19 protein-coding genes are annotated in these 16,173 nt (G+C 32.5%); 1 reads left to right on the forward strand and 18 read right to left on the reverse strand.

The features are described 5' to 3' along the window. Window positions 1–24 precede the first annotated feature (24 nt). The 13 genes from DZ64_RS0103240 to mqnP all read right to left on the reverse strand — a co-directional run bounded on the left by DZ64_RS0103240 (window position 25) and on the right by mqnP (window position 8,026). A complete protein-coding gene (locus DZ64_RS0103240; RefSeq protein WP_024789407.1) occupies window positions 25–333 on the reverse strand; it encodes a hypothetical protein in 309 nt (102 codons plus the stop codon). A gap of 128 nt (window positions 334–461) precedes the next feature. After that, window positions 462–917 carry an SsrA-binding protein SmpB gene (gene smpB, locus DZ64_RS0103245; RefSeq protein WP_024789408.1) on the reverse strand — a complete coding sequence of 152 codons (456 nt, stop codon included), beginning with the start codon at window positions 915–917 and terminating at the stop codon, window positions 462–464. A gap of 227 nt (window positions 918–1,144) precedes the next feature. Beyond that, window positions 1,145–1,900 carry a glutamate 5-kinase gene (gene proB, locus DZ64_RS0103250; protein WP_024789409.1) on the reverse strand — a complete coding sequence of 252 codons (756 nt, stop codon included), beginning with the start codon at window positions 1,898–1,900 and terminating at the stop codon, window positions 1,145–1,147. Beyond that, a complete protein-coding gene (gene obgE / locus DZ64_RS0103255; RefSeq protein WP_024789410.1) occupies window positions 1,881–2,945 on the reverse strand; it encodes a GTPase ObgE in 1,065 nt (354 codons plus the stop codon). The genes proB and obgE overlap by 20 nt, the downstream gene beginning before the upstream one ends. Window positions 2,946–3,120: 175 nt before the next feature. Continuing rightward, window positions 3,121–3,378 (reverse strand): 50S ribosomal protein L27, encoded by a 258-nt coding sequence (gene rpmA / locus DZ64_RS0103260; protein ID WP_024787205.1) that lies wholly within the window; start codon window positions 3,376–3,378, stop codon window positions 3,121–3,123. Window positions 3,379–3,392: 14 nt separating this feature from the next. Beyond that, entirely contained in the window at window positions 3,393–3,701 is a 309-nt protein-coding gene (gene rplU, locus DZ64_RS0103265; protein ID WP_024789411.1) for a 50S ribosomal protein L21, read from the reverse strand. Between the two features lie 105 nt (window positions 3,702–3,806). Next, a complete protein-coding gene (locus DZ64_RS0103270) occupies window positions 3,807–4,226 on the reverse strand; it encodes a RidA family protein (RefSeq protein WP_236618639.1) in 420 nt (139 codons plus the stop codon). Window positions 4,227–4,233: 7 nt separating this feature from the next. Continuing rightward, window positions 4,234–5,109: a patatin-like phospholipase family protein gene (locus DZ64_RS0103275; protein WP_024789413.1), complete on the reverse strand. Its 876-nt coding sequence runs from the start codon at window positions 5,107–5,109 to the stop codon at window positions 4,234–4,236. Between the two features lie 124 nt (window positions 5,110–5,233). Beyond that, window positions 5,234–5,626, reverse strand: a complete 393-nt coding sequence (gene rpsI / locus DZ64_RS0103280) for a 30S ribosomal protein S9 (RefSeq protein ID WP_024789414.1) — start codon at window positions 5,624–5,626, stop codon at window positions 5,234–5,236. Window positions 5,627–5,631: 5 nt separating this feature from the next. Next, the gene (gene rplM / locus DZ64_RS0103285) at window positions 5,632–6,054 is read right to left on the reverse strand and encodes a 50S ribosomal protein L13 (protein ID WP_024787209.1); all 423 of its coding nucleotides are present in this window, start codon (window positions 6,052–6,054) and stop codon (window positions 5,632–5,634) included. A gap of 87 nt (window positions 6,055–6,141) precedes the next feature. Further along, window positions 6,142–6,609 (reverse strand): hypothetical protein, encoded by a 468-nt coding sequence (locus DZ64_RS0103290; RefSeq protein WP_024789415.1) that lies wholly within the window; start codon window positions 6,607–6,609, stop codon window positions 6,142–6,144. Further along, complete coding sequence (locus DZ64_RS0103295) at window positions 6,602–7,120, reverse strand: hypothetical protein (RefSeq protein WP_035003080.1); 519 nt, start codon at window positions 7,118–7,120, stop codon at window positions 6,602–6,604. The genes DZ64_RS0103290 and DZ64_RS0103295 overlap by 8 nt, the downstream gene beginning before the upstream one ends. A 69-nt stretch (window positions 7,121–7,189) precedes the next feature. Continuing rightward, a complete protein-coding gene (mqnP, locus tag DZ64_RS0103300) occupies window positions 7,190–8,026 on the reverse strand; it encodes a menaquinone biosynthesis prenyltransferase MqnP (protein WP_035003081.1) in 837 nt (278 codons plus the stop codon). Window positions 8,027–8,158: 132 nt separating this feature from the next. On the opposite strand from mqnP, the gene miaA reads away from it, so the two are divergent. After that, window positions 8,159–9,016, forward strand: a complete 858-nt coding sequence (miaA, locus tag DZ64_RS0103305; protein ID WP_024789418.1) for a tRNA (adenosine(37)-N6)-dimethylallyltransferase MiaA — start codon at window positions 8,159–8,161, stop codon at window positions 9,014–9,016. On the opposite strand, the gene DZ64_RS0103310 is transcribed toward miaA, so the two are convergent. From DZ64_RS0103310 to DZ64_RS0103330, 5 genes are read right to left on the reverse strand one after another with little or no spacing between them, the layout of a single operon-like run. After that, window positions 9,013–11,241 (reverse strand): hypothetical protein, encoded by a 2,229-nt coding sequence (locus tag DZ64_RS0103310; protein ID WP_024789419.1) that lies wholly within the window; start codon window positions 11,239–11,241, stop codon window positions 9,013–9,015. The two genes, miaA and DZ64_RS0103310, sit on opposite strands and share 4 nt — an antisense overlap. Before the next feature lie 20 nt (window positions 11,242–11,261). After that, window positions 11,262–12,593, reverse strand: coding sequence for an NADH-quinone oxidoreductase subunit N (locus DZ64_RS0103315; RefSeq protein ID WP_024789420.1), 1,332 nt, complete (start codon window positions 12,591–12,593; stop codon window positions 11,262–11,264). Then, the gene (locus DZ64_RS0103320; RefSeq protein WP_024789421.1) at window positions 12,593–14,020 is read right to left on the reverse strand and encodes a NuoM family protein; all 1,428 of its coding nucleotides are present in this window, start codon (window positions 14,018–14,020) and stop codon (window positions 12,593–12,595) included. The genes DZ64_RS0103315 and DZ64_RS0103320 overlap by 1 nt, the downstream gene beginning before the upstream one ends. Beyond that, window positions 14,020–15,870, reverse strand: a complete 1,851-nt coding sequence (locus tag DZ64_RS0103325) for an NADH-quinone oxidoreductase subunit L (RefSeq protein WP_024789422.1) — start codon at window positions 15,868–15,870, stop codon at window positions 14,020–14,022. Before DZ64_RS0103325 ends, DZ64_RS0103320 begins: the two co-directional genes overlap by 1 nt. Beyond that, window positions 15,863–16,171: an NADH-quinone oxidoreductase subunit K gene (locus DZ64_RS0103330; protein WP_024789423.1), complete on the reverse strand. Its 309-nt coding sequence runs from the start codon at window positions 16,169–16,171 to the stop codon at window positions 15,863–15,865. Before DZ64_RS0103330 ends, DZ64_RS0103325 begins: the two co-directional genes overlap by 8 nt. Window positions 16,172–16,173: the final 2 nt, after the last annotated feature.

Genomic DNA, 16,173 nt, shown 5'->3' on the forward strand with positions numbered 1-16,173 from the left:
GTTTTTTTCCTGATTACATTCTGTTCAAAACAGTATATTGTATATACAGGTGTGCCCAAAATATATATTAGATTTGGAATGAAAATTATTGGCAAAAGATAAAATACTTCCGTATTTTTTTAGAATTAAATTATTATATTCTTTAGCCGTGGCAATCCCGTTTCTTTGAATAACTTTTATATGAAAAACTTTCCTGTAAAATCTGTCTTTTTCTTTAACATTCATATAGCTTGAAACACATTCTCCGTAATGATTATATTTTACGAATTCTTTTTTGGTTTTTTGCTGAAAATCGAGAATTTGCACAGGTGTTAATTTTTTATAGCTTGTCAAAATATTTATTGCTTAATTTATTTATCCAATTTGGAATGAAAATTTATCCAAAAATCGTTCCCGGCAAAAAGAAAATTTATTGTAAAAAACAGTATAAACAATATAAATTATAACATCTTTTTATCAAATTAAAACCCGTATCTTTTCATAGCGGCTCTTGCTTCTCTTTGAAGTTCTTTTTCTTTCATTACCCTTCTTTTGTCATGAAGCTGTCTTCCTTTAGCAACCGCTATTTCAAGTTTTGCCCTGTTTCTTTTGTTAAAATAAATCTTAAGAGGAACTAATGTATAACCTTTCTCACTTGTATATCCGGCAAGTTTTGCTATTTCATTTTTATGAAGTAAAAGTTTTCTGGGTCTTTTTTCATCATGCCTAAAGGCCTTATAAGTAGTGTCGAGATTGCTTATGTGCCCCTGCATCCACCAAGCCTCGCCGTCTTTTATTTTTACAAATGAATCTTTTAAATTCGCTCTTCCCTGTCTCAGGGCCTTTACCTCACTTCCTTTAAGCTCAATTCCGGCTTCGTATTTGTCAAAAATATCATAATCATAATATGCTTTTCTGTTCGTTGCAACCGCTTTCATTTTTCACCTTTTCACTTTACACTTTTAATTTTTCACCATAGCCGCTTTTGATAGCCAGGTGAGCAAAGCTCACTTTTCACTTTTCATTTTTCATTTAATAACTTGGCCTCTTGGCTTCTTGGCAACTTGTCTACTTGGAACTTGCATACCTAAGAATTTAGCTACTTGGCAAGCTCACAACCCCGCCGCTTTTCAAGCAGCCGGGCAAGCTCACCACTCACTACTCACTACTCACTTATAAACAGCGTTCCTTTAATATGATTCCCTTTTAAAAATTCTTTTACACTCTTTAAATCATTGCCGTTGGTTAAGAACATGGGAATATTTTTATCCATTAAAAATTTGGCCGCTTTAAGTTTTGTTACAATGCCTCCCGTTGCAAATTTGTCATTGGGATTACATTCGGCATTCAGCCAGGTGTCTTTTATTTCTTTTACAGTCTTAATAGGTAGGGCGTTAGGATTTTTCTTAGGATTGTCCGTATAAAAAGCATCAATATCGCTAAGCATTATAAGCAAATCACCCCCAAAATAATATGTTACATAAGCACTCAACTGATCATTGTCTCCAAAAATTATCTCTTCTACAGAAACAGAATCATTTTCATTAATAATTGGAATAACTTTATTTTGAAGCAGTACATTTATCATTTTTTTTGCATTGCTGCTTCTTTTTCTGCTGTCAAAATCTGCCGCAGTTACCAAGACCTGGGCAACGGTTATATTATATTTATGAAATCTTTCCTTATATTCCCTCATTAATAAAGGCTGCCCTATCGCCGCAAGAGCCTGTTTGTTTTCCAGCTTTGTTTTATCCAGGGGACATTTCGTATAACCTGTCCCCACGGCACCTGAGGTGACCAAAATTATTTCATATGTTTTATTAAGTTTCGCTAATAAATCAACAATTTTATCCATTCTTTTTGAAAGTTTTCCGTTTTCATATAACGTCGCAGTCCCTACTTTAAATATCAGTCTCTTCATTGTTTACACTTTCTACTAAATTCATTAATGCATATTTTAAAGAATCTATATTAATATTACTCACAGAACTTATAGGCAAAACAAATGTGTCTTCTTGGAAATAGCAAGGATAATCAGGATTTGCCCTATATTTACATTCTGTTTTTACAATTCCAAATTTTTCAAAAAATTCTTCTATTTTGTTCTTATCGGCAATATCCGATTTTGTTAAAGCTATGGCATATTTTCTATTAGCTAAAATCTCTGAATAATTTTTAAGCTCTTCTTTCAATGTTTCAAACTGATAAAAAGGCTCTCTAAAAGAAGCCATATCTATCATATAAAGAATTATTTTTGTTCTTTCAATATGTCTTAAAAACTGAAGCCCAAGTCCCTTACCTGCGTGAGCCCCTTCAATAATTCCCGGAATATCGGCCATTACAAAACTTCTAAAATCATCTACCCTTACAACCCCGAGTTTTGGAGTAAGTGTGGTAAATTCATAGTTTGCTATTTCGGGTTTTGCATTGGATAAAGTGGAAATAAGTGTTGATTTTCCGGCATTAGGAAAACCGACAAGCCCCACATCGGCTATTAATTTAAGCTCCATTATTATTTCAATCTCTTTTCCTTCCTCTCCCGGCTGGGCATATCTTGGAAGCTGCTGTCTAGGGCCCCTGAAATGCCAGTTTCCAAGCCCTCCTCTTCCGCCTTCAAGCAATATTTTCTTTTCACCGTCTTTTTTCATATCAAGTAAAATTTCACCTGTATTTGCATCTTTTATTATTGTCCCGGGCGGCACTTTAATTATTAAATCCTTGCCCCCACTTCCATGTTTTTTACGTCCTTCCCCTGGCCTGCCGTTTTTTGCTTTAAGAAGCTTTTTCCCTTTTAAATGAGATAAAGTATGGGTATTCTTATCACAGATAATTGTAACATCTCCGCCTTTTCCCCCATCTCCTCCGTCAGGCCCGCCTTTTGGAACAAATTTTTCTCTTCTGAAACTGACACATCCGGCTCCGCCTTTGCCTGATTTGACTGTTAATTTGACATTATCTACAAACAAATTAATCCTTTTTTTGAGAATTTTAACATAAAAAAACAGAATCTTTAATTTCCGATTTTAAAAATTAAATGTTAGATATTTAGAAGTAAATGTTAAATGCTGAATTTAAAATTAATTTCATTTATAATTCAACACTCAACATTCAAAATTAAAAAAGGCAAAGCCTTTTAGAAGTTTATTTTGCAGGATAAACTGAAACTTTTTTTCTGTTTTTATCTTTAATTTCAAATTTTACAAATCCGTCTATTAATGCGAAAATAGTATGATCTTTTCCAAGTCCGACATTGTTTCCGGGATGAACTTTTGTTCCTCTTTGTCTGATAATAATATTCCCGGCTCTTACAAATTCTCCACCAAATTTTTTAACGCCTAACCTTCTACCGGCAGAATCTCTGTTATTCTGTGTAGAACCTTGCCCTTTCTTATGTGCCATTGTATCTCCTTAAATTATGCTTTAATTTCTTTAATTTTAACTCTTGTAAAATCTCTTCTAAATCCTCTTTTTTTCTTAGAGTCTTTTCTTCTTCTTTTTTTGAAGATTATAACTTTTTTTCCTCTTGCGTGATTAATAACTTCAGCAACTACTTTTGCTCCTTCCACCACAGGAGTACCGATTTTTGTATCATCGCTTTTTACTAATAAAACTTCATTAATTTCAATATCACTTTTTGGCTCTGCTTCAATTCTGTCAAGTTCAAGTACATCACCTACTTTTACTTTATATTGTTTACCGCCGTGTCTGATAACCGCATACATATGCTTCCTTTTTTCTTTTTTAGTGTGAAATATTACACATTTTTCCTTAAACTAACCTTAAATTAAGTAAAATTTAAGGTTAGTTATAAATGTTAAATTCACAATTTATAATTTACAATTCACAATTGCCACACACTCTATTTCCACTTTTGCACCTTTTGGCAACTCTTTTACCGCAACGGTACTGCGCGCAGGTTTATGTAAAAAATATTCACCATAAATTTCATTCATTGAGGTAAAATCATTTATATCGCTTAAAAATATTGTTGTTTTTACCACATTTTCTATTTTTGCCCCCGCTGCATTTAGCACAGCTTTTAAATTTTCGCAAACCTGTTTTGTTTGTGTTTTTATATCAGAATTTAAAAATTCTCCGCTCGGAGTTAGAGCAATCTGTCCTGAAGTAAAAATTATATTCCCGCACTTAATAGCCTGAGAATATGGACCTATTGCTTCAGGAGCATTTGAAGTATGAATTTTTTCCACTTTTTCTCCTTTTTTTGAAATTATATCATTAATTTTCATTTCTTATTCACCATTTTAACTGTTTCACACTTTCACTATTTTCACCTTTTATTATTCCCTTCTTTTTTGCACTGTTTATGGCATCTTTTGTAAATTCTTCACCTATTTTAATGAGTTCTATTGCCCGGTGAAATTCATACCATTTCGCTATATTTTCCGGTATTTCTATTTCAATATCCGCGCTGTATTCGGCTCTTCTGTATCTAAATATAGTATCCATCATTAAATCAATTGACTGATTCACGGGGTCTTGTTTTTCTTTAAAAATTTTGTACCAGATCTCTTCCATTAAATTCTGTTTTTTTCTAACTTCTTTAGATAATCTTATTTTTATTTCTTTATCATTTCCATATAAATTAACAGCAATTATTAAATCACTCATATCGCTCATAACAGGGGCTATTGGCATTATATTGAGAACTCCTCCATCAACCAAAAGCATTTTGTTTAATTTAACCGGCTGAAAAATTCCGGGAATAGAAGCTGAAGCTTTAACTGCTTCCCACAAAGGTCCTTTTTGAAACCAGACTTCTTTTTTTTTGTTCAAATCTGTTGCAACAGCCGTAAATTTAACTGGCAAATCTTCTATTTTATAATCACCTACCAGTTCTTTTATTTTATTAAATATTTTATCCCCGTTTAGCCAGCCGTTTTTTGCCAGAGGATTGTTTAAAAATTTTACCATATCCAAAACATCAAGATTTTTTACCCAATTTTCATACACTTCAAGTTTGTTACACGCCTCAAGAGCCCCTATTAACGCCCCCATTGAAGTACCGGAAATAGATATTATTTCAAAACCGTACTTTTTTAATTCTTTAATAACACCAATATGGGTATATCCTCTCGCACCACCACCACTTAATACTAATGATATTTTCATAAAATCCCCTCTTTAAAATGAAAAATGCAAAAATCAAGAATGGAAAATTTTTAATATATTATTTATAAAAATTTAATATTGTGTCTGTCACTATTATTAAATAATAAAAAGAAAAAAGAAAAACTTATCTTTTTGAGAATTGTGGAGATTTTCTTGCTTTCTTTTTCCCGTATTTTTTTCTTTCAACTTTTCTCGCATCTCTTGTAAGTAAACCTTCAGGTTTTAAAACAGCTCTGAATTCAGGCGCATATTCAACTAAAGCCTTTGAAATACCATGCTTAAGTGCATCAGCCTGAGCAGCAAAACCACCGCCAAAAACTTTTGCTTCCACATCTACAGAAGTTTCCTGTTTTGTAAGCATTAAAGGCCATTTAACCCTGAGTTTAAGAGCTTCTCTTCCGCCTAAAAATTCATCTAATGTTTTACCGTTTATTGTAATATTACCGCTTCCGGCTTTTATCCAAATTTTAGCCACTGATCCTTTTCTTTTTCCTGTTGAATAAATTTTTCCGTGCATTTTCATTAGTTACCCTTTATTTGAGCTGTATGAGGATGATTTTCACCTGCATAAACTTTAAGTTTTTTAAGCATTTTTCTTCCAAGTTTTGTTTTTGGAAGCATTCCTCTTGTAGCTAATTTAAATAATTTTTCAGGATTGTTTTTTAGAAGTTTTTCAACTGTTTCCTCTTTTACGCTTCCGAAATATCCCGTATGTTTATAATATTTGTCTCCAAGTTTTTTATTTGAAGAAAATTTTACCTTATCTGCATTAATAACCACAACAAAATCACCGCAATCTACATGAGGTGTATAAAAAGGTTTATGTTTTCCCCTTAAGTATGTGGCTATTTCTGTAAGAACCCTACCAAAAATTTTATCTTTAGCATCTATTAATATCCAATCTCTTTTAACATCTTCTTCTCTAATTGATTTTGTAAATTTCATTATCACACCTTTTGTGAATTTTTTGGTGTAGAATTTTAAACTACAAACCTTAAAAAAACCTTAAATTAAGTTTTATTTAAGTTTAAATCAGCCAAAATTTGAAAATTTTAATACAAGCTCCACTTCCCCGGCGGGAATTCTGAGTTCTCTGCTTATTTCTTCTATGGAATAACCGTTTTTATATAGCGAACGTATTCTTTCTTCATCCTGCGTGTTTACATTGCTAAAATCAAAAACTTTCTTTTTATTTTTACATTCGACAACAGAAATTTTTTCTTCCAGTTCCTGAAGTTTTGTCAAATATTTTTTTTCCATTGACTTAAGATTTGTAAGCATTTCATCTATTATATTTTCCAAATTCTCTAAATCATTGTCACCTTTGATATTTTTTATCTCTTTTTTTAATTTGAAAACCTCCTGATTCAAATCCTCCAGCATTAATTCCATTGCCCCGAATTTACTTTCATTTACTTTGTCTCTGTTTATTATATAAAAAAATAAAAAAAGCATAAATCCGCTAAGCCCTATAAACATTATCAACGTTATTTTATCCATTTTCAGCCTTCATCTGTCTTATCATCGCCCTTTCCCTCGCCATTATATAGGCATTATAATCTTTTTCATCTCTTTCATGCATAAATTTAATTTTTGCAATATTTTTATCAGCACCTTTAAAAATAACAGGCACAATCCTCGGAGGAAAAACAGGAAGTTTCATTCTGCCGTAATATTTTTTATTTTTTTCGAATAAATTGTTTTTTATTTTAAAATGGCCAAAACCTATTTCAGTAATTTCGGTTTTATTTTTTAATTTTATAAAATTTTTTTCTTCATTTTTAACAATAGCGCTTAATTCGTCCACTTTTCTGTGAAGTGCTATCAACAGTTCAAGCAAAACCGGATCGGTGTCTTTTGTCTCCCCCCTTGCTTTTGCAAGCTTTACATACTGTCCTATGGGGTCGTCGCTTTCACTTCCAAGCATATCAAACTCTTTTTGAAGTTCGTCAGCATATTCATCAAATTCAAATTCAACAATTACCGATATCAGTCTAATCTTATCTGCCATTATCATTCTCCATTATTCTTTCACCACTCACTACTCACCACTCACCACTCACTACTCACCACTCACTAATTATACCTTGTCCAAAATAATAAAAATTAAAAAAATTATTCCCAAATATCCGTTTACATCAAAAAAAGCCTTTGGAATATTTTTAAAATCCCTATTTACTAACATTTGTTCATAATAAAGCATACCGGCTGAAATAAAAATTCCTACCCATCCAAAAAAACCGAGGTGGGCATAAGCGGCAAACAAAACCCAAAAAATTACCGTAAAAATATGAAACATTCTGGATATAAAAAGAGCCCCTCTTTCACCTACTAATGCTGGAATTGAATGCAGATGCTCTTTTTTGTCAAACTCTATATCCTGCAGTGAATATAAAACATCAAATCCCGCCACCCAAAACATTACACCAATTGCCAAAAAAACACTCCAGCAGGGAATTGAACCGCTAACGGCAACAGCCCCGGCAATAGGAGCTAATCCTAAAGAAATTCCCAAAATCAGATGCGCTAATTCACTAAATCTTTTAAAATGTGAATATCCCGCCAAAATAAATAAAACAGGAACTGATAATTTAAAAGCAAGGGAATTTATCAAATATGCGGCAATTACAAAAACAAAAGCATTTATTCCGATAAATAAAAGCATCTCTTTTTCTTTTACTTCACCCGTAACAGAAGGTCTGCTTGCAGTTCTTGGATTTTTTGCATCAATATCCCTGTCTACATATCTGTTATAAGCCATGGCGAAATTTCTTGCACTTGCAGCGGCTATAATCGCTAAAATCAGCAGTTTCCATCCAAACCACCCGTTGGCAGCCACTACCATGGCAATTAATATAAAAGGAATACTGAAAATTGTATGCTGAAATTTAACCAATTCCATATATTTTTTTATCATTTCTCCTCCACTTCACAACTCACAACCCCGCCGCTTTGCAAGCGGCCGGGCAAGCTCACAACTCACAACTCACAACTCACAACTCACTACTCACCTTTAATTATTGTATAATTGTAGCAAAAAAGGATAAATTTGTTTGCCATTATAGGGCCTACAGCTTCAGGAAAAAGCAATTTGGCAATAAGCTTAGCAAAAAAATTAAATTATGAAATTCTTTCTCTCGACAGTTTAAGCATATATAAAGAAATTAACATTGCTTCGGCAAAACCGAGCAGGGTTGAATTAAACGAAATTAAACATTACGGAATAAACGAAATATATCCAAACGAAAAATTCGACGTAACAAAATTTACAGAAATATATAAAAAAATCCCACACACAAATATAATAATTGTGGGGGGGACCAGTTTTTATTTAAAGGCCATGATTAGCGGAATTTCAAAAATGCCCCAAATCAGTGAAGAAATAAAAAAAGAAGCAAAAAAACTAAATTATGAATTTCTAAAAAAAATAGACCCTGTTTACACAGATAAAATTTCAAAAAACGATTCTTACAGAACCCAAAAAGGAATAGAAATTTATCTTGCTACAAATTTAGCGCCCACAGAATATTTTAAACAAAACCCTCCAAAACCTGTAATTAAAAATTTACCCATTTTTGAAATTGAGATTGATAGAAAAACACTTAGAGAAAGAATAAAACTAAGAACCAAAAAGATGTTTGAAATGGGTCTTATTGACGAAATAGCGTATCTTGAGTATAAATACCGCGACAGAAGACTTCCGGCATTAAAAGCCATAGGAATAAAAGAGGTACTTGATTATTTTAACGGGATTTATGATAAAAACACCCTTTTTGAAAAAATAGTTACAAACACTGCAAGACTTGCAAAAAGACAGCAGATTTTCAACAAAACCCAGTTTCCAAATAAAATTTCGACACCTCTTGATAAATTAGAAAATTTAATACTAAAAAAATATAATTTTTAAATTTTCATTTTACGTTTTGAATTTTTAACTTTAAGGCATTTATCTATATATTTTTTATTTTTTGTTAAGTTTGCTAACATAAAATAAGCCCTTGCCTTATCTTCTCCGCTTATTCTGTTTAAAAGACTTTTTAAAACTTTAATAGCTTCTTTTTTATTTTGTGAATATTTAGCATATGTAAATTCCACAAAAGGGGAATATGAGTACGCCTTAAAATAATCCTGTAAATCAATAATTTTTTTAGCATATGTTGCTGCTAAAAGATTATCACTGTTTTTTAGTGCCCGGTTTACTATTTTTATAAATGCGTCTGTATTTCTTATGTCTTTTGTTTTATCCAGCTCTTTTGCAAGTTTTAATGCTTCATTAAATCTATCTAATTTCCAAAGGGCAAAGAATTTTTTAAGTTTATATTCATAACATCCTTTTTTCATTATATTACACAAATCATCAACTGCTAAAACTAAATTTTTATAATCCCTGAGACCTTCAAGTGCCGTTATTTTTCTTTTCATCCATTTAATAAAAATTTTATCATCTGGTGAGTCTAAATATTTATTGCAAACCACAGACGCTATATCGTAGGTTTTGGTTTCAATTGCGCATTTATAAACGTTTTCGTCATATTTTTTATCTAAAACAATCTTTTTAGCTTTAATTAAATTAATAGCTTTAAAACATTTTTTATTTTTAAGCAGATAAATGATATATTTCTTATAAAATTTATTTAAAAACTCTTTTTTGTTTTTAAAAATTTTATCTGGGATTTCTTTAATTTTATTTTCAAGTTTTAAAATTTCATCATATTTTTTGAGCTTATAAAGAATCATTACTTTTTTATATAATGCTTTATACGCTGTGTCCCCTTTATATTTTTTAAGAATTTCATCAATTATTTGCAGCTGTTTTGTCAGGTTTTTTTCCGGAACCTGAAAAATAACTTTATCCCTCAACGCACTCATTGCATCAGAATAATCCCCGTACGGAAATTCATTTAAATATCTTTCTATCCAGTAAAGCGCCTTTTCATAATTTCCAAGTTCATAATACCAGTTTGCCAGATTGTATTCGAGAGGTTCATACAAATCATCCAATTTTTTAAGTTTTTTTATTAAATCTTCCCCTATATTGACGGCAAGTTTATACGCATTGTGGCCCGCAAGCAGTTTTGCAAGTTCATAAGCTTTTTGAGTGTCTTTTAAAAGATAATATTTTTTTGCCTTGTATATTTTTTCATAATATTCAATTGCCTTTTTTATATTCCCCTTGTCCATATATCTTTGGGCAAGCCTTGAAGCGGCAAGAGAAGCTATTTCAATATCATTAGTTGAATATAAAGCTTTTTCATAAAATTTAAAAGCTTTTTTATCATCACCCATCATATATAACTGGTCGGCCAAATAAATCATAGCCTTATACGCTTCTTTTGTGTTTGGATATTCATTTATTATTCTTTGAAAAAGATAACTTGCATCGCTCATAAAACCGATTTTAGAATAATTTTTTGCCATTAACAGTAAAACTTTCGGAAGATTGTCGTCAAATGCAAATCTTTTGATCCATTCCTTACCAAAACTGATAACGTCACTTGCATCATTTTGAGCATCTAAAATTTTAAGTTTTAAAAATAAAATATCCGGTAAAAAAATCGAGTTTGGATAAGTTTTAACAAAACTGTCAATTTCCGCCGCTACATCTCTGTGATGTTTATAAGCGCTTAAAATTTCAAAATATTTTAAAACATCCCCGCTCTCTTCATTAATTGGATTGCCGTTTTCATCTATCGCCCCTATAAAGGGTTTAGGAGAATCTGTAAAATAAAATTTCAACCCGTTAATTTTTGGCTCATATAATTTTTTATCACTTGCTATTACAACCCATTTTTTTGTTTTTTGCATTTTAAAAGGATTTATTAAAGAATTCTTATACAAATGTTCATTAAAATTTTTTAACTGATAAAATCTTTTTATTTTAATTATTAAAAAAAATTTTTTATTTTGAAATTTTGGGATAATATTAAAAAAAACAGAATTTGTTTTAAATACAGGTGTTGAAGGGATATCGTTAAATTCACAAATTATTTTTTTAACATTTTTTTTGCAGACAAACGGTTTATCGTTATATAAAGTCAGTATTTCATATTTTTGTTTATTTTTAAAATAATCAATGTTAATTTCCAAAGAAAACAAATAAATAAAAGAAAATAAAAAAAGAAAAAATTTCAATATATTTCCTTAAAATGGAATTACATTGAAATTGTAGCATTAAATACGCCTGAAGCAAAAATCCCAAAATAAATTGTACCGGCCAACAGTATTAACTGACCTATCAAGCTGCCAGGTGTTATCGATAATTTAACATTATTTACAGGTTTGTCAAAATAGATATGTTTAACAATCCATGCATAATAAGCAACTGCCAAAGCGGAATTAAGAACAGCTATCAACACTATAGGCCAAAGACCAGCGTCAACTCCGGAATAAAATGCGACAGCTTTACTCATAAAGCCTGCCAAAAGAGGAATTCCCGCAAGCGAAAACAGCTGGACAGTAAATAAAAATGCATGAACAGGGGCTTTTATACCCAAACCTTTTATATCCTCAAGGAATTTAACTCCCCCTTCTCTTCTTAAATCATTTAAAATCAAAAATACGCTTGTCTGCATAAAAATATATGCTATTGCATAATAAAGCACTCCTGCATATGAATAAACGCTTGCCGCTGCGGCAAAAGGAATAAGGGCATAACCGCTGTGCGCGATGGAAGAATAAGCCAATATTTTTGAAATTCTTTTTTGCCACAAAGCCATAAAATTGGCAAGCGTCATAGTAATAATCGCAAAAAAACTAAAAATCAATACTGTCGCCAACGGATAAGCAATCATAAATTTATAAAATGCCTTAAAAATAGCTATTAACATTACACTTTTAATAACACCGCTTAGTATAGCAGCGGCTGCATGATTAACCTGGGAATATGTATCGGCAGCCCACGCATGCATCGGTACAATTGTAAGTTTGTAAAATACACCTGCAAGCATTATAGCTACGGCAATTAATGTAAATTTACCGTTTACACTCATTTGAGAATATGTAAAACTCTCTGTTGTAAAAGAGAAAAACGCAAATCCCAGTAAAATAATACCACTTGCTACTGCACCTGCTATAAATGCTTTAACCGCACCTTCCGCATTGTAAAAATTTCTTATATTTGCAACTAAAATATAAGAAACTATCGCAATAGACTCAAACAAAACAATAAATACAAAAAAATTATCTGTTTCGAGTATTGCGAGTGAAAGACCTGCTATAAAAAGCATTTGTGCTATTAGCGGCCTTTCAAACCCTGTAAGTGAAAGAGACACGGCCGCAAGTGTCGCAAGTAAAACATATTCAATCAATTTTGTGGCACTGTCGGTGACAAACAATGGAAAAACACTGCTTAAACTTTGATTGGTATAAACAAAATAAGCAGATGCTATAAATGCCAAAACTGCAATCAGTTTAGCGATAAATATATTACTTTTATAAAACACTGGTACCAATAATCCCGCTGCAATTAAAATTATAAAACTCATTACATACCTCCAAGAAAGCCGAATGCTTGATTTGCCAAATCAAAAATAGGCTGTGGATTTATTCCAAAATAAACAATTAAAACGGCAAAAACTGCCAAAGCAAATTTTTCTGCAATAGTCATTGAAAAATCGGATTTTATTACCGTGTCTGATGCTTCGCCGTGAATCGAACGTCTTACAGCCCAAATTATATAACCGGCACTTATCAAACTTCCCAAAGCAATTATTGCTATCCACCAGCCATAGGCTTTAATAGCGGAAACTATAATTGTAAGTTCACCTACAAATCCCATTGTTCCTGGAAGTCCTAAAGCTGCCATACCGGCTAAAATAAATATTGCGGAAGCATATGGCGCATATTTCATAATACCTCCCATTTCATCCATATACCAAGTATGTGTTTTATGATGCAACCATCCTGCAATTAAAAACAATGGTGATATAACAAGAGCATGCCCTATCATTTCATATAAAGCCGCACTAAGCCCGTCATATGTCATAGTAGAAACAGCAACCACAACAAGACCCATATGTGATATTGAAGAATAAGCAACCATTCTTTTAATATGTCTTTCAAATATGGCAAGCATACCTGCAAAAAGTGTTGTTGTAAGCCCTATAATTACCATCCAAATAGCAAACTCTTTTGTAGCTGCAGGCATAAGCTCAACAGTAAATCTGATAAGCCCGTAAGCACCCATTTTAAGTAAAACTCCTGCCAATAATACAGAAATTGAACTAGGCGCTTCTACGTGTGCGACAGGAAGCCACGTATGAAGTGGAAACACGGGCAGCTTCGCTGCAAATCCTAAAAACATCAGCCACCATATAAGTGCTGGTGTAGTAAGTGCCGCCTCTTTGATTAATGTTAAATCCCAGTATCCTGTCTGTTTGAATAAAAGAAAAAATCCTACAAACATAAACATTGCAAAAACGTGTGTAAAGAGGAAAAATTTTATTGCAGCATATATTCTTTTTTCTCCTCCCCAAATTCCTACAAGAAAATACATCGGAACCAAAGTCAATTCCCAGAAAATAAAAAACCATAATACATTAGTGGTCATAAAAACACCGAAAATAGGACCGCTGAACATAATGAGCAAACTAAAATATGCCGCTTGGTTTTTTTCTTCCCAGGACGTAAATACAACAAGAATCAATAAAGCTGATGTTAAAAGCAGCATTGCAATACTCAAAGCATCAACCCTAAGTGTCAAATCAAACCCAAACTGAGGAACGTTTAAATAATTTCCAAGCTCCAAAAATCCAACCTGAGGCAAATCTTTATACCAGCTAAACGCAATAAAAAATTCCACAATAAACCAGCCGAGTGCTATATATTTTGTATATTGTGGAGTTGATTTTGTCAAATAATAAACTAATACCGATAAAAATATCGGCGCAAAAATAATATCTACCGCTACCATCACAGACCCTTTACAATTATTAAGATTGCCAATACAATAATTGCAACACCGATAACCATTTGTCCCATATATGTTCCTATTTTACCAGTATGCCCTATTCTGAAGATTTTATAAATTCTGTAACTTGTAGGGACGCTCCCGTCAACAATATAATCGACAACATAAGTGTCAAACCATCTTGCAGATGCCGCAAGGGCATTTACTATTATATTTTTGCTAACCCAGGTAATCATCGCCTCCACATAATAACCGTTGAATAGAATTTGATGAATTGTCTGCACAAAATGGTGGGACCCTATTTTATAAAGTAAGTTCAGTCCTTTTACATAAAGCCCCACAACAATTAAGAAAATAACAAACATAGTTGTAAGCATAAATATACCAAGCCAGGCTATATGCTCTTCTACACCAGCTTCTCCTGTAATATAATGTACTATATTACTTTGCCAAATAGCAATAATAAGTGTTATAAAAGCCAATATTCCAAGAGGCAGTCTAATCCACAAATTACTTGGTTTATGTACGCTTCCCGCTATATCTTCATTTCTCGGTTCTCCCAAGAAAACCAAAATCCAAAGTCTTGTAATATAAGCGATTGAAAGAAGCGCCGCTATTGTTACAAAAATTTTAGTAAATTCATTTCCGTGAAGCCATGCTGCCGTTACAACCATTTCTTTTGAAAAAAATCCGCTAAACGGAGGAACCCCCGCCAAAGAAAGTGAGCCCATGGCCATAAACAAGGCTATATAAGGAGCTTTTTTTACTAATCCCCCCAGTTTCCATGCATCTTTTGTGTGATGGGAAATATATATAATAGCACCTGCACTTAAGAACAATAACGCTTTAAAAATAGCATGATTTACCAAATGCATCATTCCGGCAGCCAAACTTCCGACTCCAAGGCCTACAAAAGCAATTGAAAGATGTGACATTGTTGAATAAGCGAGTATTTTTTTAATCTCTTTTTGTACAAGAGCAGAAGTTGAGCCTATAAATGCCGAAAGAGCGGCAACATTTGCCACAACATATAACGCATCTGTATAAGCATAAAAATCAAAAAGTCTTGCCACTATATAAATACCGCTGTTAACCATTGTAGCACCATGGATAAGAGCTGAAACTGTAGTAGGACCTTCCATTGCATTCATTAGCCAAGGATATAATGGAAACTGCCCTGATTTACCGATTGCACCCATAAAAATAAAAAGAGCTGCAACCAGCGCAACTGTTTTATTAATCTCTCCTGCATCTGCTAAATGATTTAGCTCTACTAAATTAACTGTTCCTACATAATAATAAAGTAGTCCAATTGCTGCTAAAATAAATATATCACCAAATCTTGTATATAAAAATGCTTGCATACCTGCATTAGCAGCAGATTTTTTATAATACCAGAAACTGATTAAAGCATAACTTGCAAGACCCATAAATTCCCAGCCGACAAACGCGCCTATCAAATCTTTTGTAATTACAAGCAGTATCATCCCGCCTATAAAAAACAATACTTTTGCGTAATATCTCGGTTGGTCCGGATCACTTCCCATATAATCATGTGCAAAATGAATATCAGCAAACCCAAGACCGGTCGCTATCAAAAGCATTACAATGGAAAGATGGTCTATATAAATTCCAAAAGGCAAATTAATTTCACCGTAATGAATCCATGTATAATCAATATTTATAGGAGAGCCTGAATGTGTTAAAAATATAACAATACTTGCCAAAAACAATATTGCACCTGTAACTTCTGCTACCCAAAAAGCCAGAGGCTGTTTTAGTTTACCTAAAACATACGCCAATACTGCACCGATAAACGGAGCGTATAATAAAATGTTTACTGCATTATTCATCTCTCACCGCCTTATCCAGGTTATCAGGTATTATTTCGCCTGTCATCCTTGAACTTAATATAAATATCAAAATACCTGCTGCCGCTTCAAGTGTGGCAATAACTATAATTACATAAGCTACGGCCAAACATCTTGTAAATCCAAAATGATACGCCGCACTTGCCAAAAGCAGAATTACCGCATTTAAAAGCATTTCAAGAGAAAAAAATATTTTTAAAAAATCACTTTTACTTGTAACACCGTATAATCCTACGCCAAAAAGCATAAGCGCAAAAAAAGCGTCAATATAAAAATTAACCATTT

Source organism: Lebetimonas sp. JH292, assembly GCF_000523275.1.
GTDB lineage: Bacteria > Campylobacterota > Campylobacteria > Campylobacterales > Nautiliaceae > Lebetimonas.

Bases quoted from the DNA above. Each gene is read 5' to 3' on its own strand.
- DZ64_RS0103315 (WP_024789420.1), bottom strand. From the start codon at position 12,593: ATGAGTTTTATAATTTTAATTGCAGCGGGATTATTGGTACCAGTGTTT.
- DZ64_RS0103270 (WP_236618639.1), bottom strand. From the start codon at position 4,226: ATGAAAATTAATGATATAATTTCAAAAAAAGGAGAAAAAGTGGAAAAA.
- DZ64_RS0103290 (WP_024789415.1), bottom strand. From the start codon at position 6,609: ATGGATAAAATAACGTTGATAATGTTTATAGGGCTTAGCGGATTTATG.
- rplM (WP_024787209.1), bottom strand. From the start codon at position 6,054: ATGAAATTTACAAAATCAATTAGAGAAGAAGATGTTAAAAGAGATTGG.
- smpB (WP_024789408.1), bottom strand. From the start codon at position 917: ATGAAAGCGGTTGCAACGAACAGAAAAGCATATTATGATTATGATATT.
- DZ64_RS0103320 (WP_024789421.1), bottom strand. From the start codon at position 14,020: ATGGTAGCGGTAGATATTATTTTTGCGCCGATATTTTTATCGGTATTA.
- DZ64_RS0103325 (WP_024789422.1), bottom strand. From the start codon at position 15,870: ATGAATAATGCAGTAAACATTTTATTATACGCTCCGTTTATCGGTGCA.
- rpsI (WP_024789414.1), bottom strand. From the start codon at position 5,626: ATGCACGGAAAAATTTATTCAACAGGAAAAAGAAAAGGATCAGTGGCT.
- DZ64_RS0103295 (WP_035003080.1), bottom strand. From the start codon at position 7,120: ATGGCAGATAAGATTAGACTGATATCGGTAATTGTTGAATTTGAATTT.
- mqnP (WP_035003081.1), bottom strand. From the start codon at position 8,026: ATGATAAAAAAATATATGGAATTGGTTAAATTTCAGCATACAATTTTC.
- rplU (WP_024789411.1), bottom strand. From the start codon at position 3,701: ATGTATGCGGTTATCAGACACGGCGGTAAACAATATAAAGTAAAAGTA.
- DZ64_RS0103330 (WP_024789423.1), bottom strand. From the start codon at position 16,171: ATGGTTAATTTTTATATTGACGCTTTTTTTGCGCTTATGCTTTTTGGC.
- DZ64_RS0103275 (WP_024789413.1), bottom strand. From the start codon at position 5,109: ATGAAAATATCATTAGTATTAAGTGGTGGTGGTGCGAGAGGATATACC.
- rpmA (WP_024787205.1), bottom strand. From the start codon at position 3,378: ATGGCACATAAGAAAGGGCAAGGTTCTACACAGAATAACAGAGATTCT.
- proB (WP_024789409.1), bottom strand. From the start codon at position 1,900: ATGAAGAGACTGATATTTAAAGTAGGGACTGCGACGTTATATGAAAAC.